The organism is Rhodococcus pyridinivorans (assembly GCF_900105195.1).
GTDB classification, from domain to species: Bacteria; Actinomycetota; Actinomycetes; order Mycobacteriales; family Mycobacteriaceae; genus Rhodococcus; species Rhodococcus pyridinivorans.
This window is the reverse complement of the sequence record NZ_FNRX01000002.1, coordinates 3,904,983-3,923,829: the sequence shown is the minus strand read 5'-3', so window position 1 is coordinate 3,923,829 and position 18,847 is coordinate 3,904,983. Positions and strand designations below refer to the sequence as shown.

The window sequence follows — 18,847 nt, the reverse complement described above, 5'->3', positions numbered from 1 at the left end:
GAAACGGATCGAGGTCAGTAGAGGCATCCGATGTCCGCTTCGGTGGGTGAGGCGTGACCTCCCTCGCTGTCCCAACTCTGCAGTGCTTCGGAGGTGCCGGAGACGGCTCGGCTCGCGGCGGTCAACAACTCCTCCGCAGTGAGCATGTTCGACCGTTCCGACGCTCGATAGAGCAGCGCCCGAGCGGATACGGGGTCGGTCTCCGGCGGTACGACCACCAGAATGCGACGAGTTCCGTCCAGGCTGCGGACACCGAGTGTGCCGACGGACTGGTAGTGATACCCGTCGAGACGGACGGGATAGTCCTTGACGCGTCTGCGCCCTTCGATGGGCTGCCACGCAGTCATGCAGTAGGTGAGACGGGCGAGTACGCCGGCTCGGCCCGCCAGCAGCGTTTCGAGTCCGTCGAGTTCGGCGGACAGGTCGTCCGAGTGCGGCCACCAAGCCCCGTCCACGGGACCCATGGTCGGGTGCCCGGGTGTCAGCGACAACCGCGCCGGAGGCGTGGATGCGTGGTGAGAGTGCGAAGAAATGGGTCGATCCGAACGGAGTCGGTCGTGGTGCAGCGTCATGGCGACGCTCCTGACTAGGCCGCTCAGCGGCCTGCTCATTGGACGGTGACGACGAGAGCGGATGGTCTCGTGCTCACCGACATCTCCCAGCCTACCCGCGTCGCGATCGCGAGCGGTCGGTGCATGCTCGAACATTACGGGGCTCTCCGCATTTGAGCGGGGCGTGTGCTGATTTCATGCTGCTGGTCTCTGCCCTCGGGTGAGGGCGATGTGGACCATGATGCGCCTTCGGTAGTTGTCCATGTTGGTGAAGCCGCATCCGACACGCTTGGTTTGCTTGATGATCCGGTTGAAGCCCTCGGTGCGGGCGTTGGTCACGTCCTCGGTGAGCGCGACGAGCACCGCTGGCCACCAGGTGTCGATCGTGGTCGCCAGGCGGCTGGTTTCCTCCATGTCGGCGCGGGCGGCGGCGTCGTAGAAGTCGTACAGCCTGCGCCGGATCTGGTGCGGCTGGTGTTCGGCCAGCAGCAGGCGCAGGCGTTCCTTGACGGCATGCGCGGCGGCGATCTCGTTGGTCGGATCCTCGGCGGCGAGGGCGGCGTTGAACCGGGCCTTTTGCTTCACGGTGAGGTGCTCGTAGCCGGTGAGCAGCAGTTGCCGGCTGGCCCAGACTTTGTCGGTGGCGGTGCCGCGGCGGCCGTGCAGTTGCCGGGTGATCCGTTGACGGACCTGGGTGACCATGAGGTTGGCGAGGGCGACGAGATGCCACTTGTCGACTGCGATCCGCGCGTCCGGCAGGGCGGTGCGGATCCCGCCCGCGTACGGCGCGGACGGGTCGATCACGACCAGGTCGATGCCGGCCCGGAACGCGGGTGTCTGCAGCGCGAGCCAGTCGATCACGCACGCCCCGGAGCGTCCCGGGGTCAGCCCGAGAAGGTGCCCGGGCAGGGTGGGGTCGGCGTTGACGAACGAGGTCATCCACGGGTTCGACCGTGTCCAGCCGGCCTCTTCGAGCACCCAGCGCACCGACCGGGCGCGGGTCTCGTCGATGCCGAGCACGCGGGTGGGTTCCGGCTCGGGCAGCCACTGGTTGGCCAGTGCGATGAGCGCCCGGTGCGCGGTCGACCACGCCACCTGGTACTCGCTAGCGACCGTCGCTGACGGCGCGGTTGCCGACGCGATCGCCGAACCGATCTTCTCTCGTAGCCGGGTCGTGAGCCGCGACCGTGCCGGCACAGCGCGGGACTGCTGCGTGAATGTCGCTGTCCCACAGTCCGGTTCGCGGCACACCAAGCGCCGTTTGAGCCACCACAGATCGGTTCTTTGGCCGGAGGCAGGCAAGTCCTTGACTCGAACCAGTGGCCGCTCCTTGATCCTTGAGGTGAGCACCCCGCACTCGGGGCAGGCGCCCTCCGGGTCGATGACCTCGATGACGACACGCACCGTGTCGGCATCGATTCGTTCGAGCTGCAGGACGGTGAACTCGTCCTCCAGCCCGAGCAGCACTGACGTACCCTCGTTCATGCTCGTGGCCTCGCTGTTGTCGCGTTGTGAGAGACCAACAGCATGTCGGGGCCACGAGCCCCATCAACTACCGGGCACCCCGCTCAAGCGCGAAGAGCCCATTACGGTTGCCGTCGATGGATCCGTGCAGCTTGCCGAGACCATCGACTCTGCAGCCACCGGACTCGACCACATCCACGAAGCGGCCGCTCGTGGACGCGGCATGGTGCTGGCGTTGCTGCACAGCGGTAACTGGGACCTGGCGGGAGTGTGGATTGTCCAGAGGGCCGGCACACCGACCGTCGTGGCCGAGCGGTTACAACCGGAATCACTGTTCCGGCGCTTCGTCCGGTTTCGTGAAGGCCTGGGATTCGAGATCGTTCCGCTCACCGGTGGCACACTGCGCCACCGTTGGAACAGCTGACCGCCCGGGTTCGACAGGGACGGATAGTCGGGCTGCTCGGTGAGCGTGATCTGTCCGGAACCGACGTGCCGGTTTCCTTCTTCGGTGAACCGGTGTGCATGCCGCCCGGTCCGGCTCGGCTTGCGATCGACACCGGTGCGCCTCTGCTCCCCATGCGCTGCTGGTTCACCACCGACGGGTGGGGGTTCCACGTCGACGCGCCGATTGCGACCGTCGGCGGTGTGCAGGCCACGACCCAGGCCCTGGCCGACCGGTTCGCCGCCCATCCGGCCGACAGACGCATGCTGCAACCGGTATGGACCGCCGATCGGCGTGTCCACGGCGATGCGCGATCCGGATCGAGTCGATTCTGCTGCACTCCGGTCGCGTACACGGAGGCGTAGGCTCGGCTGTATCCGACGGCATCATGCGCAAACCACCCAGTTGCGCCATGCCGGAGTCGACGAGCCGGTCTTCCCGGAGGCCACGACGGGAGCGTCCCATGACGCCAGCACCTCGGTCCACGCCATCCCTACCGCCGCGCACGCCTACCCCGACCCCGCGAGTGCATCTACGTACGGACCCGAAGGATTACATCGACGCCACCTGGTGGCCGCGAACGAACAACCTTGCCACCGAACTTCCCGATCTGATCACCGCACTGCAGCTACGGACAGGCCCGATATCCCGCGTCGTCTACGACCCGAGTGCCTGGTCTCCTACCGACTCGCCGTTGATCGTGGGCGAGCGCCGCGTCCGCCTCGACCCGTACCCGTTCGAGTTGTCCGACACCGTGTATGTCTACGGAGTCAACGGCAGTGTGATGGTGCTGCAGGCCGTTCGCCCGATCGGCTCGATCGAATCGTAGCCTCCGAAGGCAACGGCCGGAGATGCTCGTTGCCCCGAAAGGTTCCGATCCCTGTATCGCTCGTGGCACCCTGAAATAGGACCGAAACCGTCGGCGAAAGGCCTGACTGTGAAGGCACTGGTATTTCACGGACCGGGAAAACGATCGTGGGAGGACGTTCCCGCCGCAACCATCCAGGACAGTACCGACGCGGTGGTGCGGGTCGACGCGGTCACCATCTGCGGCACCGACCTGCACATCCTCGGAGGGGATGTGCCCGAGGTGACCGACGGCCGGATCCTCGGCCACGAGGCCGTCGGCACCGTGGTCGAGGTGGGGGACGGAGTGCAGACACTCGCTCCCGGCGACCGAGTGCTCGTCTCGTGTATCACCGCGTGCGGTACGTGCCGCTTCTGTCGCGAGAGCCGGTACGGGCAGTGCCTCGGAGGCGGCGGCTGGATCCTCGGGCACCTGATCGACGGCACCCAGGCCGAACTGGTCCGAGTTCCGTACGCCGACAATTCGACCCACCGCATTCCCGACGGCGTGAGCGACGAGCAGATGCTCATGCTCGCCGACATTCTGCCCACCTCCTACGAGGTCGGCGTCCTCAACGGCCGTCTCCGGCCGGCGGACGTCGTCGTCATCATCGGAGCCGGCCCCATCGGGCTCGCTGCGATCCTCGCCGCACGACTGTTCAGTCCGAGCCGCATCGTCGCCGTCGACCTCGCCGACAGCCGGCTCGACGCGGCGAAGGCATTCGGGGCGAACATCGTGGTCAACAGCGGTCGCGACGACGTCGCGACGGTCGTTCGCGATCTCACTGGAGGTCTCGGCGCAGACGTCACGATGGAGGCCGTCGGCTATCCGGAGACGTTCGAACAGGCGGTCGCGCTCGCTCGGCCGTGCGGACACGTCGCGAACATCGGCGTGCACGGCAAACCTGCGACCCTGCACCTCGAGGACATCTGGATCAAGAACCTGACGATCACCACCGGCCTGGTCGACACCTACTCGACGCCCACACTGATCGGTCTCGTGAGCACTGGTCAGCTCGACACGTCGCCGATGATCACGCACCGGTTCGCGCTCGACGAGTTCGAACAGGCCTACGACGTGTTCTCTCGCGCCGGCGAAACCGGTGCGTTGAAGGTGCTCCTCACCGCCGGTTCGTGACCGGCTCTGCCTTCACTCCTGCTGGTTGACCACATCGAGAAGTTGCTGGATCTGTTCCGACTCGACCCCTGGAGCGAATCCGGCGAGGCGACCGAGCGGCATCGACGCTGCCATCTTCAGAACACTCTCGTCGACCCCGACCTCGCCGCCGAGCGAACCGAACGCCTGCAGGACGATCTCGGCGGCCGCGGGGTTCTGGAACAGTTCTCCGAGAGACGACTCCATCGTCAGCGGAATTCGCACCGCGTCGCCCGTCATGTCGACGGTGAACGTCTGCCGGATGTCGCGGCTCGACGCACCGATGTCGATGCTGTACGTGCCACCTTCGACCACCCAGGAATCGACGCGGGTGTCCCAGTAGGCGAGGTCGTCGCGTCGGATACTCACGGCCACACGTTGCGATTCGCCGGAATCCAGACGGACCTTGGTGAAGCCCTTCAACTCTCGCGGCGCCCGAGCAACGGACGAACCGGGTGCACCGGCGTACACCTGCACGACCTCGGCGCCCGCACGCCCACCCGTGTTGGTGACGGTGACGTGCACCGTGAGATCGCCGTCGGATTCCACAGCGGCATCGGAGTATTCGAACGTCGTGTACGACAAGCCGTGACCGAAGGGGAAGGACACGTCGAGGCGACGCGCGTCGTACGAGCGGTATCCGACGAACAATCCTTCTCCGTACCGCACGTGGCCGTGTTCGCCCGGGAAGTTCGTGTGCGCCGGGGTGTCCTCGAGCCGGATCGGGACGGTCTCCGCGAGGCGGCCGCTCGGATTCGCGTGCCCGTAGAGCACGTCGGCGACGGCGCCCCCACCGGCCTGCCCGAGCAGCCACCCTTCCACGATCGCAGGAACACGGTCGGCGAAGCCGCTGAGCCGCACGACACCGCCGTTCGACAACACGACGACGACGTTCGGGTTCGCCGTCAGCACAGCATCGAGCAGCGCGGTTTGACGCTGCGGGAGTTCAAGGTCGTCGCGGTCGAAACCTTCGGATTCGAGTTCGGCGGGTACACCGAGGAACACGACCGCGATATCGGCGTCTGCGGCACGCTTCACTGCCTCATCGACGAGTTCGGCCGAGTCCGATCCGTCGAGCGCGTAACCGGCGGCGAAGGGAACGTCCCGGCCGGACAGCGACCGGATCTCGTCGAGCGCGTTGTCGAGGCGCGTCGGTTCGATCCGGGACGATCCAGCGCCCTGGTAGCGCGGCGTGCGGGCCAGTTCGCCGATCACCGCAATGTTCGCGTCGGTGGCGAGGGGGAGCATGTCGTTCTCGTTGCGGAGCAGCACGATGCTCTGCGCGGCCACCTCGCGTGCGAGGGCGTGATGGGCATCGGCGTCGAAGGTCGCGCCGGGATCGGACGCAGCGACGGCCTTCTGCACCAGTTCGATCACCCGCGCGGCTGCCGTGTCGAGGACCGATTCGTCGACCGTGCCCGCCCGTACCGCCGCGACGATCTCGGCGTCCGTACGACCTCCTGTGGACGGCATCTCGAGATCCAGACCTGCCGCGAGGGACGCGACGCGGTCGTCGACAGCACCCCAGTCGCTCACCACCAGACCCTCGAAACCCCACTCGCCGCGCAGGACGTCGGTGAGCAGCCACGGGTTACGGGACGAGTACACCCCGTTGATCCGGTTGTACGAGCACATCACCGTCCACGGCTGCGCGTCGCGCACGACCCGCTCGAAGGCACGCAGATAGATCTCCCGCAGTGGACGCGGGTCGATGTCGGCGGAGACCCGCATGCGGTCGGTCTCCTGGTTGTTTGCCGCGAAATGCTTGAGCGACGCGCCGACACCCTGCGACTGCAGGCCGCGCACGAGCGCGGCGCCCAGAACACCGGAGAGCAGCGGGTCCTCAGACAGGTACTCGAAGTTCCGCCCGCACAGCGGGGAGCGCTTGATGTTGATACCGGGCCCGAGCAGGACACCGACCTGCAGTGCACGGGCCTCCGCGCCCAACGCCGCGCCGACGCGCTCGAGCAACTCCGGGTCGAAAGAACATCCCAGGGCGACGGCAGGCGGGAAGCAGGTCGCGGGCACGGACGAGTGCAGACCGAGATGGTCGCCCTCGGCGGTCTGCTTCCGCACACCGTGCGGCCCGTCGGTGAGCATGATCGAGGGGATGTTCTCGCGCGCAACCGGTTCGGTGTGCCAGAAGTCGAGGCCGCTGGTGAGCGACGCCCTCTCCTCGACGGTCAGTCGCGCCACGATCTCGAGGGGTGGGCGGAGGGCCGGTTCGGTCATGAGACTCCTTCTCCAAGCGCGGTCGGATCCATCCTGGTCGAGTCTCGATCATGTCCGATCGCGCCGGTGAAGGCGCGGGCAAGTTCCTCCATCACGTGCGGCCACGGAATCCGCTCCTGCTCGAGGCGGAGTCGTTCCACGCGCAACCGCGTGAAGACCTCATTTTCCGCGGGCGTCAGTCGCATCGGCACGTGCGAGCTGGGGGACGGTTCCTCTACCGCGAGAGCACTCCACGCTTCCAGGGTGTGGAGGTCCATGAGGAAACTGCGCACGTCAGGCAGGTAAGCGCGGAAACGGTCGAGAATCACGAAGCCGTGCGTGTCGAGATCACCCCAGTAAACGACATCCGAGTCGGCGAGCCAGGATAGTGCGGCCAGTTCGTGCACTGCGTAACCACTGCCGTGTACGGCCACGGTGCCCGGCAGATCAGGCAGCGCATGGAGGCCCTCTTTGTTCTCGAGGACCAGTATGCGCTCCGGGTGGAGCGGCAACTCGGCGAGCTCGTCCAGCGGCGCTGCACAATGTCGCGGTGCCGTGGGTAGCAAGGTGCGGTCACAAACCGCAATTTCGCACAATCGAGGCACCGAACGCACACCGAGGTCACGATTCCCCACAGCGCCTTCGAGAAGTACCTCGACCAGTCCGCGATGCCGCGAAATCCACTTGGTATCCACACCGGGCACCGGAAGCTGCCGAATGAAAACGTCCGAAGCCGGATGGTCGGCCAGCCACCGGACCACGCCGACAAGGCGCACGAAGTCGGCTTCGCCGAGTTCGAGCCACCGTGAAAGCGTCGAGCCGATCGCGTCGGCAAGCGCGGGGGTACCGGGTGCCAGAATCTCCACCAACTGCACCCGCCGGGCGGTGAGCCTGTGCCATTCGGACATCCGGCCTGCCGCGGTGGCAATCTCACCGGGACCTGCAAACACGACCCGCACCGGCACATCCTGCGTGCCGAAGCTCGGCCAGCGCCGCGTCTCCCAGTGCACGCGACCGATTCCGCGGTGCATCTGCCAGGCGCGCACCCATGCGACCACGGCGTCGGGATCCTCCGCGACCTGCCGTTCCGAGGGTGGGTGCAACGAAATCGACAGTGAATCGGATTCGGCTGCAATTGGATCGGCCACCCACTTGCTGCGACGATTCCGGTAGGCCGTCTCTGCCCTGGTACTTACGGCTGACGGCGGCACGCACACTGTACTCACTCGCGGGGCTCCTCCGCGCTGCGGATCGGCAACAAGGCCAGCTGCGAGTACTTCTTGTCCCTGATGCTCACCGCGGCCACCCCATCAATGTAATCGTCGAGGGTTTGCAGCAACTTCAGCGGCGTCGCGAGCACCATATGGAAACCGAATCGGGTGAACACGTCGAGTGCTCGCCGCGTGTACGCAGGATCTGCACGGTCGAATGCCTCGTCGAGGATCACCGTGCCGTAGCGCGGCAACTCTTCCCCCGATGCCGCCAGCTGATAGCGCAGGGCGGCGGCGAGACAGAAGAACACCAGTTTCTGGGCCTGCCCACCCGACAGGCCGGAGCTGGAGTCGTGGAAATTGACGTCCACGCCCTCCCCGTCGACCTCGACTCCGATGAAGCCGACGTGCAGGCGGGTGTCCAGTACCAACTGCCGCCAGCGCCGGTCGGCGGGTTCGCCCGAGTCGAGGCGTTCGAGGATCCGCTCCATCTGTTCGAACCGTTGCTCGGCGGCGACCCGGTCCTCTTCCTTGAACGAGCCGCTGACAATGCGCTGCAGTTCCGCGAGGAAATCGGCCGCGGCAGGCGAACGCCGATCCTTCACATCGATCCGCAGAGTCCGGTCGGTGTCGAACGGAGAACGCCGGAGCGATTCGTTCACCGGCTCGATACGGGAACGGATCTCGCCCGGTGCCCTGCGGATCGCGCGGGCCAGCTCTCCGATGTTGCGGCTCGATTGGTCGTTGAGTAGCCGGAAGAACTCGTCCTCGTATGCGGGTAATCCGTCGTTGCGCAGTCGAGTGAGCACCGCGAGAGCATCGTCTACGTACTCTGCGTCGGAGCGCATCTCGGCGCGTCGTGACTCCCATTCGGCGAGATAGGCGGTGAGGATCGCGGTGATGCGCCGCTCGGCGTCCGTGGTTCTCGTGAGCGCCGCACGGTGCTCGTCCGTGATGGTTCGTCCGACGGTATGCAGTAACCGGTCGATGTTCTCGCTCGTCGGTCGACGTGCGGCAGCATCGAAGCGTGCGCGGATGCGCTTGTCGATCCCGTCGGGAACCGCCGAATCGGCGTGTGCTTCCACTTCTGCAAGCCGCTGCCGAGTGTGCTCCACATCGCCACGGTGGCGTTCGAGACCGGATCCGGCTGCGGTATACGCTGCGCGGGCCTCCTTCTCCTCGGTTTCCGCACGGGCAAGATCGAGCGTGAGCGAGGCGTACTCGGCATTGCCCTGCAACCATCCCTCGAGTCGATGCTCGATCGCGCCAACCGCTGCCTCGGCCGCTTCGACGTCGATGTCGGCCCAGGTCGTGTCGAGGATGATCTCCGCCGCGTGTCGACGCTGCTGTACCGTGCACTCTGCGTGCTCGAGCAACTCCTGCCGACGTTGCAGGCGGGCGATCTCGGATTCGACCTCGCCGATGCGGCGACGCAGATCGGAGAGCTTGGTTTCGTTGTCGAACCCGAGCACCCATCGGCTGCGGTCGTCGACGCGGTACCTGTCGTCCTTCTCGTGCCGCTCGCCGCCGTGCTTGACCTGACCGGCCCGGGTCACGCCGCGCGGCACACCTCTCAGGTCGTCGACGGTCGCCACGCACGCATAGTCGAAACGCTCGGCGAGGTGGTGCTGCAGCCACGCTGCCAGCGGTCCCGGCCGCACGTCCAGTTTTCGAACCAGCGATTCGTCACCGCTCGCCGGGGTGGCAGGTCGGCCGGAACGAGTACGCACCCGGCGGTACACCAACCGGGTGCCGAGATGCTGCGCGTCGACCACTGCTGCAACGCGTGAATAATATTCGTCGGGTACGAGCATCGTGCGAGCAAGCCCGCCGAGTACGCGCTCGATGGGGCCGGTCCACTCGGCATGCTCGGAGCGCACTTCGAGGAGTTCGCCCGCGAAGTGCAACATGTCTTCGCTGAGACCAGCTGCGGTGCAGACCAGTTCGCGTATCCGCAGTAGAGCGGGATCGAGATTGGAGCGTCGCCGGGCGAGCAGCTCTCGGTCGGCGATGAGTTGTCGGTGTTCGGAACGCAGTGTGCCGAGTGCTCGCACCACCTCGTACACATCGTTTCTGCGTGTACCGACTGTCGCGTCGAGCTCACGCAACTCCGTTTCGAGCTGGGCTCGCAGATGCGCGAACTCCTCAGCGGTGGTCGGTGCCTCTGCTTCCCACGATCCGACGGCGGTGTCGAACCTGCTCCGTGACTGTACGGTCCGAGTCAGGTCGGCTTCCGCCGCGTCGCGTTGCAGCCTGAGAGTGGACAACCGTCCACCGTCAGCGGTTTCGAGCCGCACCCGCAGATCGAGGGTGCGCTCGGCCGCGCGCTCGGCTTCGACCGAGGTCTTGTCGACGGCAGTCTGCAACAGTCCGATCTGTGCGTAGGCCTCGTCGAGCTTCTCTCGCAGCAGATCCACCGTCATCCGGGCATGCACGGCGTCGAGGTGGTCGTTCTCTTGCTGTAGTTCGCGTTGTTGCTGGAGGCCTCGGCGGCGAACCTCCGCGAGACCGACAAGGGGATCGAGTGCCTCGACTTGCCGACGCGCGTCGACGACGACACGGTGCGCCTCGCGCAGGTCGCGGAACTGGGACGTCGCGCGATCGGCCATCGCGAAGGTGTCGGGTTCGTCGAGCATGTAGTCGCGCAGCAACTGATCGAGACTGTTCAGACTCTTGGCCGACAGTGTTCGGTGCAACAACCGTTGGGCCGCCTCCGACGAAATGCCCAGCTTCGCGCGGAAGGCGCGAGCGAACGCCGTGTAACTGGGATTGACAGTAGCCCCGGGCCAACGCTTTCGGATGCCCCGGGTGTCGATACCGCGGCCGGCGAACGGCTCGAGATCGATCAGGTCGAAATCAAAATCGAAGATCAGATGCAGGTGAGAGACATCGTTGTTCGCGTTGGCTCCACGCCGCAGGTGCATGAGCTTGACGAGCGTCACGGGCGCGGCACCGTCGCCGGTGCGGTAGGTGAGCGCGACGGCACTCCAGGTGGCGCCCGTACGTAGATAGGAAGCGGTCAGGGAGTCGGTATCGACATCGGCTTCGCGCCGCCACGCACCGCGGATGTAACTGACGAAGTTGCGCCCGGAACCGGCCGCGGATTCCTGCGCGGCCGCGTTGAATCGGACACTGCCGCCCGGCATGAGCACCGTGGAGATCGCATCGATGAGAGTGGATTTTCCGGATCCCGACGCGCCGGTGATCAGGAAACCCTTGCGCGCAATCGGAATGTCGTGGTGACCGTGTAAGGTTCCCCAATTCACCACCTGCACGCGGGCAAGCCGGAACTGGGACGGGTGGGGAGGGGTGGCCGTCACGGCTGACTCTCCGCGACGATGTGCCGGAACTCCGCTTCCACAGCAGCAACCTGATCGGCATCGAACAACTGCCGCAACACCGGAGAGACTTCCATCCGACCCTCCGTCGACGTCGACGCGAGAAGGCTGTACTTCTTCAACTTCTCCCACGAAGCGTTGACCCTGCGCCGGAAACCGGCCGGGTCGGTACTCGTGGCCGCACGGTACATCTCGAGCTGCCCGGCCATTTCGTCGAAATCGACGATGACCCGATCACCGGGTTGTGCGCGGAGGAGCAGCTGCCGCAGCGACAACAGCATCACGGTGTCCATGAATGTCAATCGCTCGGTGCGCAACACTGCGGGGGCCTTGTGATCGCCGGTTTCGGCGGGACGGGTGAATGCGAGCTGTTCGTCCTCGTCGACGACGAGATCGAGAAACACATCGGCCAACCGAGAACGCAGCACGCGCTCGTCGCGGATCACCGTCCGCCACACCTCGGGATGCTTGCCGGCGGTAATGAGCGGACCCTTGAGGAGCTGGACCAATGCGCGCCGGGTGTCGAGTTCGAGTTCGCCGGTGTCGCCGGGATACAGCCCGGTCGTGGTGTCGGTCATAGGCTGTCCTGTTCCAAGGTGGTGAAGGCAGGATCGGTGGGATCGAACAGATGCCGGCGTACCGTGGCCACCCGTTCGACGCCGGATGGGGAGCTCCAGCAAATCTCCTCATCGCCCTCCACGCGGTGTCCGTGCTCGACGGCGAGAACCAGAAGCCCGATGGCGCTTGCCAACCCTTGGGTTGCGGGATGTTCGCGCAGGACCTCGCCGATCGTCGCGCTACCGCGCACGCGCAGTGTGGCCGCTATGCTACCGACCAGCTCGTCCATGTCGATTTCCGATTCGCGGACGATGCGCCGCAGATCGTCGAGGTCGACCTCACCTGGCGTCTGCGACACCACCGGTTCGGACACCAGATCGTCTGCGGGATTGTGCAACTGTAATGCCGCGACCGATTCGATACTCATGCCGATCCGCACCAGGTCGAGGTCGAGCGGTTCATAAGGCTTGCGGTGGGGTGCCACCTGCAGAGCGTGCTGTTGCGCCGAGCGCAACAGACGTTGCAATCGGCGATGTTCCTCGTAATGGCGGGACTGCACGAAATGCCGCAGTGAGCGTGACAGCGACGTCATCGTCGCATGCACTTCGCCACCTGCGTCCTCCATCTCGGTGAGCAAGGATCGGAACCGATGACGTTGCTCGGGAGACAGGCTTCGGGCGAACGGACGAGTCAGTACCGCCTCGATCCAGTCGTCGAGCTGTGCAGACCGTTCAGGATCGATGATCATGTCGTAGAACCCGGTGAAGCTGCGTCCTGCATCGGAACTGCCGATGAGGTCGACACCTCGGAAGACCTCGCCCAGAGTGTCGCCGCGGTCGCCTTCGTCGTCGAGGATCCGTGCGCGCAACTCGCGATTGAGCCCTTCGAGTTCGGCCCGTACTCGTGCGAAATCCCCGGGGATCTCGCCGGCAAGCGCGAGGATCTCCGACACGCGTTCCGCGGCCCGTGGGCCATCGAGGACAGGGAAGTCGCCGGATTCCACCGCTGCGATCTGCCGGTCGAGTGCGTCGCGCTCGGCCCGCAGCGTTGCCAGACGGGTTTCGCTCCGTGGGTCCGAATCGCGAGCCAGCGCCTGCAACTGGCTCGACAGGGTTGTCAGTCGTGATTCCGTGATCGAACTGGTGTCGGTCGTCAGTTGCGCAACGAAATTCAGTGCGACGAATGCGGACTCGGTCGGCTCCAGCGTCTCTTCGCGCGAGCCCGTATCGGCACGTCGGAGCAGAAATCCGGCGCGCACCCAATCTGCGCAGTAGGCCTGGGCGGTGCGTGGAAGGTCGAATCCCTGGTCGCGGAGGTCCTGCAGGTCTGCGTCGAGGCGGGCGAACAGTTCGGGGGCGGGAAGTCGCCGGGTTCCCCGATCGAAGTGTCGTCCCAGCATCCCGAGGATTGCGGGGGCGTGGTCGGCGCGCAGCAGCGTCCACGCGGCGTGCTGATCGCGCAGCCGCGTCAGGCGGTACAGGTCGGCAGTCGACACAGCTTCCCTCTCGCTTCGATCGCGCCCATGGTGGCACACGCCTACGACAACCGTCTCCTACGGGATCGGCTCGATGTCGGGGCGGTGACGACAGTGTCGGTAACAAGGGCCACAATGTCCGACCGTGTCGGTTTTCGTCGGGGGATGAAAGCGATCGGAGGATGACGTGATCGAAGTGCACGCACCCGCGGAGGGCGCCGTGACGTTGCCCCGCGACCATCGATGGGTGGTGGTCGACGTCGAAACCTCGGGTGTGCGGTCCAACGCCCACAGGGTCCTGAGCGTGGCCGCCCTCGTGTTGCGCGAGGACGGCTCTGTCGAGCAGGAGTTCTCGACCCTCGTCGACCCCGGCTGCGACCCGGGACCGGTGCACATCCACAACCTCACGCGGGAGCGCCTCACCGGGTCGCCGCGCTTCGAGGACATCGCCGGTGAACTGGCCGGGATTCTCGACGGCGCCACGATCGTCGCCCACAACGCGTCGTTCGACTACGGATTCCTCGACGCCGAGTTCCGTCGGGCCGGCGCGTCGCTGCCGGCGGAGCACCGTCTGTGCACGCTCGCGTTATCGCGCCGGCTCGAACTCGACGTCCCCAACTTCCGATTGGCGACCCTTGCGCAGCACTGGCAGGTCCACCAGCTGCAGGAGCACGACGCCTACGACGACGCGCGCGTCCTGTCGGAGATCTTCCTGCGCAGCGCCGCCATGGCCGACAACCTGCAACTGCCGCTGCCCGTCGTCAACTGCCGCAGCCGCAAATCGGTGTATCCCGCATCCGTTCCGCGGGTCGCGTGCCAGTGGAAGAACCCGGGTCGCCTCGGCAACGATGGGCTCGTCCAAGGCATGAAGGTCGTGATCAGCGGCTCCACCGTCACTCCGCGGGTCGCACTCGCGAACCGGCTGACCGACGCCGGACTCGACGTGATGAACAACGCGAGCAAACAGACCAGCGTCGTGGTGTGCAACGACCCGACCGTGCAGACCGCCAAGGTCCGCAAGGCGATGGCCGAAGGCATTCCCGTGATCAGCGAACAGCAGCTCGGGGAGCTGTTGACGCGGGTGAGTCCGGGCGAATCGAAGGTTGCGACCGTCGTCGACATCATCCCGCCACCGGAACCGCAGGTCGCGGTGGTGCCCCCGGTCCGGCCGCCGACCGGGGAGAAGCCCAAGCTGTGGACCGGACGTAAGGTACTGCTGCTCGGCGGCACGCACCTGCAGGCCGTCATGATGCGCTCGCGTCTCACCCAGCTCGGTGCCCGCCCGGCCCTCAACTTCACGGCCGCCGTCACCGACGTGCTGGTCCTCGAAGGGGGAGAGGCCGACAAGCGGATGGCGCGGGTCGCGGCGCGCGAGCTGCCCGTCCGGCGACCCGACGACGTCGATGCCGCAGTGGAGAACGGAGTGGTGCCCCCGCACATGCGGGCGGAGTCGCGGCTCACGGCGCCGGTGCTGTCCCGCGGTGAGGTGACCGACCTGCCGTCCGACAGTCACCGCTGGGCCGTGAACGTCGCCTGGAAAGCCGAAGCCGTCGGCGACGAATTCGATCTCGACATTGTGGCCTTCCTGCTCGGCGCCGACGAGAAGGTCGACACCGACGACGACTTCGTCTTCTACAACAACCCGCTCTACGACGACGGCGTCATCGAACTGACCATCGACGGTTCGAGTGAGCACTGCATCCGCGTCGACCTCGCGGAACTTCCCGCCGAATGCGAACGCATCGCCATCGCAGCGGCCATCGACGGCAACCGCACCTTCGGCGAACTCGGCGCAGTGTCGGTCGGAGTCGACAGCGACAGCGGTACCGCCGCGACGTTCGTGCTCGACGCCGGCACCACCGAACGCACCATGGTGCTCACCGAGATCTACCGCCGAGCCGACAAGTGGCGGCTGCGCGCGGTGGGGCAAGGATACGACGACGACCTCGCAGCCCTCGCACGCCGGTACGGGGTGGAAGTCGACGACTGATCTCTGCTTCGTCGCGCGGGTGGGGATCGACTGAGCACTGCAGAGCGCGAAATGGTCATCGGCGCGTGTTATTGCCCGCTCTGATGACTATTTCCCGCTCCGCTGTCGGGGTCGGTGGCGGCGAGTTGGCGGGCCCAGTCGGATTCGGTGTCGAGGAAGGCTTCCCCGCCGGTGGCGAAGGCGTCGGGGAGTTGCTTCAAGGCTTGGCTGAACTGCTCGATGCGTTCCATAGCTGACTCAGGCGTCCCCGAGGCCTTTCGACGGTAACCTGCAGCGAGTTGCTGCGCAGAATCGAAGTCGCCAAAACCGTGGACTGCAGTGAGTCTGGAAGCGGTCCGTGCTGCGGTCTCGAACTCGTCCAACATGACGTTGCAGATCTGCAGAATCTCATCGATCACATGTGGTTCGAGTCTGGTGAAGTCAGGCATACGTCCTCAGCTCTCACTCGGGAATGTAAGGCTCGAGCGAGGTGACGAATTGATCCATACCCGAGCACCATTCACTCTCGGGCGCCGGTTCTACCGTGTCAGTGTAGTAAAGCCGGTTGAACAGCACGACTCCGAATTCCGTTTGCAATGCGTACGTGCACTCGTTGTTCCCGCTCGGTCCCACCTCGCGTAGTCCGGCTCTGCCGTTGATCGTGATCGGGGAAGCCACATGGGCGTTCTTCGAGTGCTCTTCCTCGAGGGTGACGTTCCCGGACAAGATGTTGAGCCCGTATCCACGGCGCACGCCTGGGATGTGGTCCCGTTTGTCGTAAGCGCAACCGAGGAAGGTGTACGTCCCCATCGGCATGTCCGCGATTTCCTTCTTGGCCGCGTCGTACCCGGCCGCGTTCATGACGTCGTCGGGGATGTCGTAGCAGGGGTCGAAGGTGACGGGGGGTCTGCCGGAGTCGTCGGTGATGCGCGGGGTCCGGGTTGTCGTGGTGGTGGTCTCGTCTCCAGCGGCGTCGTCCGCGGCGCTCGGGCTGCACGCCGTCACCACTGCCGCGACTGTTGCGAACGTGACGATGCCCCACCTGCCCATGCGACCCCCCGATCGATTGTCGGGCAGACGCTAACACAACCGTCCCGGGCACTGCTCCGGAGCGCGAAATGGTCAGAGGTGCGCGTTATTGCGCGCCCTGATGACCGTTTCCCGCTCCGTTGTCGGGGTCGGTGATGGCGAGTTGGCGGGCCCAGTCGGATTCGGTGTCGAGGAAGGCTTCCCCGCCGGTGGCGAATGCGTCGCGGAGTTGGGTGAGGGCATCGATGAACTGCTCGACGCGTTCCTTCGCCGATTCCGGAGTGCCCGCAGCCTTCCGTCGGTATCCCGCGGCGAGTTGCTGGGCCGATTCGAACTCGCCGAAACCATCGGTTCTTGTGAGGTTGTTGGCGTTCTTTCGTGCAGCTTCCATCTCGGAGATCATGACTCCGCAGATTCTGAGGATTTCCGTGAGTACTTCAGGTTCAAGCCGTGCGTAGTCGGCCAATGTTCCTCCCGTACGTTGACTACTTTGCGATGAATGGTTCGATCTCTATAACGAGTTCTTTCATGCCCAAACACCATTCACTCTGAGGCGCTGGCCCCACATGATCTGCGTTGTACAGACGGCTGAAGATAGCAATTCCGAAGTCAGTCTCTAGGGCATACGCGCATGCGTCCCGGTCGCTCGAATCGACTTCAAGGAGTGCCCGGCGTCCGTTGATCGAGGTTTCAGTCGCGATATGGCCGTTCTTCGCAAGTTCCTCATCGAAGGAAACATTTCCCGACAGAATGCTCAGGTTGAAGCCACGTCGGACTCCCGGAACGAAGTCGTCCTTACGATACGAGCATCCGAGGAACGTGTAGGTACCCATCGGATAATCCGCAAGCTCTTTCTTCGCCGCGTCGTACCCGGCTGCGTTCATGACGTCGTCGGGGATGTCGTAGCAGGGATCGAAGGCGACCGGTGGTCGGCCGGAGTCATCGGTGATGCGCGGAGTGCGGGTGGTCGAAATTGCGGCCTCGTCGCTCGTGGCCGTCTCCGCGGCGCTCGGACTGCACGCCGTCCCCATGACAGTCAGTGCTGCGAGCGCGACGATGCCCCACCTGCCCATGCGACCCCCCGATCGATTGTCGGGCAGACGCTAACACAACCGTCCCGGGCACTGCTCCGGAGCGCAGAATGGTCAGAGGTGCGCGTTATTGCGCGCCCTGATGACTATTTGGCGCTCCGTTGTCGGGGTCGGTGGCGGCGAGTTGGCGGGCCCAGTCGGATTCGGTGTCGAGGAAGGCTTCTCCGCCGGTGGCGAAGGCGTCGCGGAGGTGGGTGAGGGCATCGATGAACTGCTGCATGCGTTCGCTCGCTGATTGTGGCGTTCCAGCGCCTTTGCGGCTATAGCCCGCAGCAAGTTGTTTGGCGGACTCGAAATCTCCGAATCCACGCGCGTCGTAGAGTCCGTCAGCGAGCGTCTTGGACTCTCGGAGTTCATCCAGCATCACCTCGCAGATTCGAAGTATCTCCGCGACCACACCCGGTTCGAGCCGCACGAAGGGCGACGACATCATCTCTCCTGACGATTCGACAGTTCAATCGGTGACATACGGCTCGATCGAAGACACCAACTCCTCGAAGTCGGTGCACCACTCTTCGATCGGCGGGCCCCCGGGATAATCCGGGTGGTAAAGCCTGTTCAAGATGACGACCCCGAAACTTGTTTGCAACAGGTAGCTGCATGTGAGGCTTCGATCGGGATCGACCCTCATCGCAGCAGGGCGACCGTTGATGGTCGTCGGTGTCGCTCCGGTCGGATTCTCCGCAAGCTGCTCGTCGAGAGACACGTTTCCTGACAACAAAGTGAGGTCGTAGCGAGCGAGCACCCCCGGGATTTTGACAGTGCCTTTGTATCGGCACCCCAGGTAGGTGTACGTCCCCATCGGCATGTCCGCGATTTCTTTCTTCGCCGCGTCGTACCCGGCCGCGTTCATGACGTCATCGGGGATGTCGTAACAGGGATCGAAAGCGACGGGCGGGCGGCCGGAGTCGTCGGTGATGCGCGGAGTGTGGGTGGTCGAAGTAGCGGCCTCGTCGCTCGTGGCCGGCTTCGCCGAACCCGGACTGCACGCCGTCCCCATGACAGCCAGTGCTGCGAGCGCGACGATTCCCCACCTGCCCATGCGACCCCCCGATCGATTGTCGGCCAGACGCTAACACAACCGCCAGCAGTACTCCGGAGCGCGAAATGGGCATCGGTGCGCGTTATTGCGCGCTCTGTTGACCGTTTCCCGCTTCGCTGTCGGGGTCGGTGATGGCGAGTTGGCGGGCCCAGTCGGCTTCGGTGTCGAGGAACGCTTCTCCACCGGTGGCGAAGGCGTCGCGAAGTTGTGCGAGAACGAGGGTGAATTGTTCAATGCGCTCGATTGCAGATTCAGGGGTGCCGGACGCTTTGCGTCTATAGCCAGCGGCAAGTTGTTGGGCGGACGCGAAGTCGCCGAAGCCGCGAACGTCAGGGAGCTTCGCTGCGGTCGTTTGGGCGTCCTCGAACTCCCGAAGCATCACCTCGCAGATACGGACAATTTCGTCGACGACATGCGGTTCGAGCCTGGCGAAGTCACTCATCGAGGGTCCTTCGAATAGTTGTG

General features: G+C 65.2%; 17 protein-coding genes and 1 pseudogene. 4 read left to right on the top strand and 14 right to left on the bottom strand.

From position 1 onward, the window contains the following. Window positions 1-14 precede the first annotated feature (14 nt). The gene (locus tag BLV31_RS18565) at window positions 15-572 is read right to left on the bottom strand and encodes a DUF5994 family protein (RefSeq protein ID WP_064060095.1); all 558 of its coding nucleotides are present in this window, start codon (window positions 570-572) and stop codon (window positions 15-17) included. Window positions 573-746: 174 nt separating this feature from the next. After that, window positions 747-2,036 (bottom strand): ISL3 family transposase, encoded by a 1,290-nt coding sequence (locus tag BLV31_RS18560; RefSeq protein ID WP_081263349.1) that lies wholly within the window; start codon window positions 2,034-2,036, stop codon window positions 747-749. A 127-nt stretch (window positions 2,037-2,163) separates the two neighbouring features. Here BLV31_RS18560 and BLV31_RS18555 point away from each other — a divergent pair. From BLV31_RS18555 to BLV31_RS18545, 3 genes and pseudogenes are all read left to right on the top strand, one after another. Then, window positions 2,164-2,822: pseudogene (locus BLV31_RS18555) on the top strand (phosphatidylinositol mannoside acyltransferase); the annotation flags it as partial. 161 nt (window positions 2,823-2,983) lie between these two features. Further along, window positions 2,984-3,286: a DUF5994 family protein gene (locus tag BLV31_RS18550; RefSeq protein ID WP_064060094.1), complete on the top strand. Its 303-nt coding sequence runs from the start codon at window positions 2,984-2,986 to the stop codon at window positions 3,284-3,286. A gap of 108 nt (window positions 3,287-3,394) precedes the next feature. Then, window positions 3,395-4,441 carry a zinc-dependent alcohol dehydrogenase family protein gene (locus tag BLV31_RS18545; protein WP_064060093.1) on the top strand — a complete coding sequence of 349 codons (1,047 nt, stop codon included), beginning with the start codon at window positions 3,395-3,397 and terminating at the stop codon, window positions 4,439-4,441. Between the two features lie 12 nt (window positions 4,442-4,453). Here the strand turns inward: BLV31_RS18545 and BLV31_RS18540 are convergent, their stop codons facing one another. The 5 genes from BLV31_RS18540 to BLV31_RS18520 are packed head-to-tail and all read right to left on the bottom strand — an operon-like array spanning window position 4,454 to window position 13,272. Beyond that, complete coding sequence (locus BLV31_RS18540) at window positions 4,454-6,691, bottom strand: glycoside hydrolase family 3 C-terminal domain-containing protein (protein WP_064060092.1); 2,238 nt, start codon at window positions 6,689-6,691, stop codon at window positions 4,454-4,456. Further along, entirely contained in the window at window positions 6,688-7,881 is a 1,194-nt protein-coding gene (locus BLV31_RS18535; protein WP_248846168.1) for a DUF3322 domain-containing protein, read from the bottom strand. Before BLV31_RS18535 ends, BLV31_RS18540 begins: the two co-directional genes overlap by 4 nt. Window positions 7,882-7,892: 11 nt before the next feature. Further along, window positions 7,893-11,201, bottom strand: coding sequence for an ATP-binding protein (locus BLV31_RS18530; protein ID WP_064060090.1), 3,309 nt, complete (start codon window positions 11,199-11,201; stop codon window positions 7,893-7,895). Continuing rightward, window positions 11,198-11,797: a DUF4194 domain-containing protein gene (locus tag BLV31_RS18525; protein WP_033097366.1), complete on the bottom strand. Its 600-nt coding sequence runs from the start codon at window positions 11,795-11,797 to the stop codon at window positions 11,198-11,200. Before BLV31_RS18525 ends, BLV31_RS18530 begins: the two co-directional genes overlap by 4 nt. Then, on the bottom strand, window positions 11,794-13,272 hold the full coding sequence (locus BLV31_RS18520; RefSeq protein WP_064061965.1) for a DUF3375 domain-containing protein: 1,479 nt from the start codon (window positions 13,270-13,272) through the stop codon (window positions 11,794-11,796). Before BLV31_RS18520 ends, BLV31_RS18525 begins: the two co-directional genes overlap by 4 nt. A gap of 166 nt (window positions 13,273-13,438) precedes the next feature. Here BLV31_RS18520 and BLV31_RS18515 point away from each other — a divergent pair, with 166 nt between their 5' ends. Continuing rightward, window positions 13,439-15,241 (top strand): TerD family protein, encoded by a 1,803-nt coding sequence (locus tag BLV31_RS18515; protein ID WP_064061964.1) that lies wholly within the window; start codon window positions 13,439-13,441, stop codon window positions 15,239-15,241. Between the two features lie 68 nt (window positions 15,242-15,309). Here the strand turns inward: BLV31_RS18515 and BLV31_RS18510 are convergent, their stop codons facing one another. The 7 genes from BLV31_RS18510 to BLV31_RS18480 form a co-directional block, all read right to left on the bottom strand. Next, a complete protein-coding gene (locus BLV31_RS18510) occupies window positions 15,310-15,669 on the bottom strand; it encodes a hypothetical protein (RefSeq protein WP_064061963.1) in 360 nt (119 codons plus the stop codon). Between the two features lie 13 nt (window positions 15,670-15,682). After that, window positions 15,683-16,270 carry a DUF3558 domain-containing protein gene (locus tag BLV31_RS18505; RefSeq protein WP_064061962.1) on the bottom strand — a complete coding sequence of 196 codons (588 nt, stop codon included), beginning with the start codon at window positions 16,268-16,270 and terminating at the stop codon, window positions 15,683-15,685. 85 nt (window positions 16,271-16,355) lie between these two features. Beyond that, window positions 16,356-16,652 carry a hypothetical protein gene (locus tag BLV31_RS18500; protein WP_371850712.1) on the bottom strand — a complete coding sequence of 99 codons (297 nt, stop codon included), beginning with the start codon at window positions 16,650-16,652 and terminating at the stop codon, window positions 16,356-16,358. Between the two features lie 82 nt (window positions 16,653-16,734). Then, window positions 16,735-17,322, bottom strand: a complete 588-nt coding sequence (locus BLV31_RS18495) for a DUF3558 domain-containing protein (RefSeq protein WP_064061960.1) — start codon at window positions 17,320-17,322, stop codon at window positions 16,735-16,737. 85 nt (window positions 17,323-17,407) lie between these two features. After that, on the bottom strand, window positions 17,408-17,773 hold the full coding sequence (locus BLV31_RS18490; protein ID WP_371850711.1) for a hypothetical protein: 366 nt from the start codon (window positions 17,771-17,773) through the stop codon (window positions 17,408-17,410). 21 nt (window positions 17,774-17,794) lie between these two features. Further along, complete coding sequence (locus BLV31_RS18485; protein WP_064061959.1) at window positions 17,795-18,382, bottom strand: DUF3558 domain-containing protein; 588 nt, start codon at window positions 18,380-18,382, stop codon at window positions 17,795-17,797. 82 nt (window positions 18,383-18,464) lie between these two features. Beyond that, window positions 18,465-18,824 (bottom strand): hypothetical protein, encoded by a 360-nt coding sequence (locus BLV31_RS18480; RefSeq protein ID WP_033098787.1) that lies wholly within the window; start codon window positions 18,822-18,824, stop codon window positions 18,465-18,467. Window positions 18,825-18,847 lie beyond the last annotated feature (23 nt).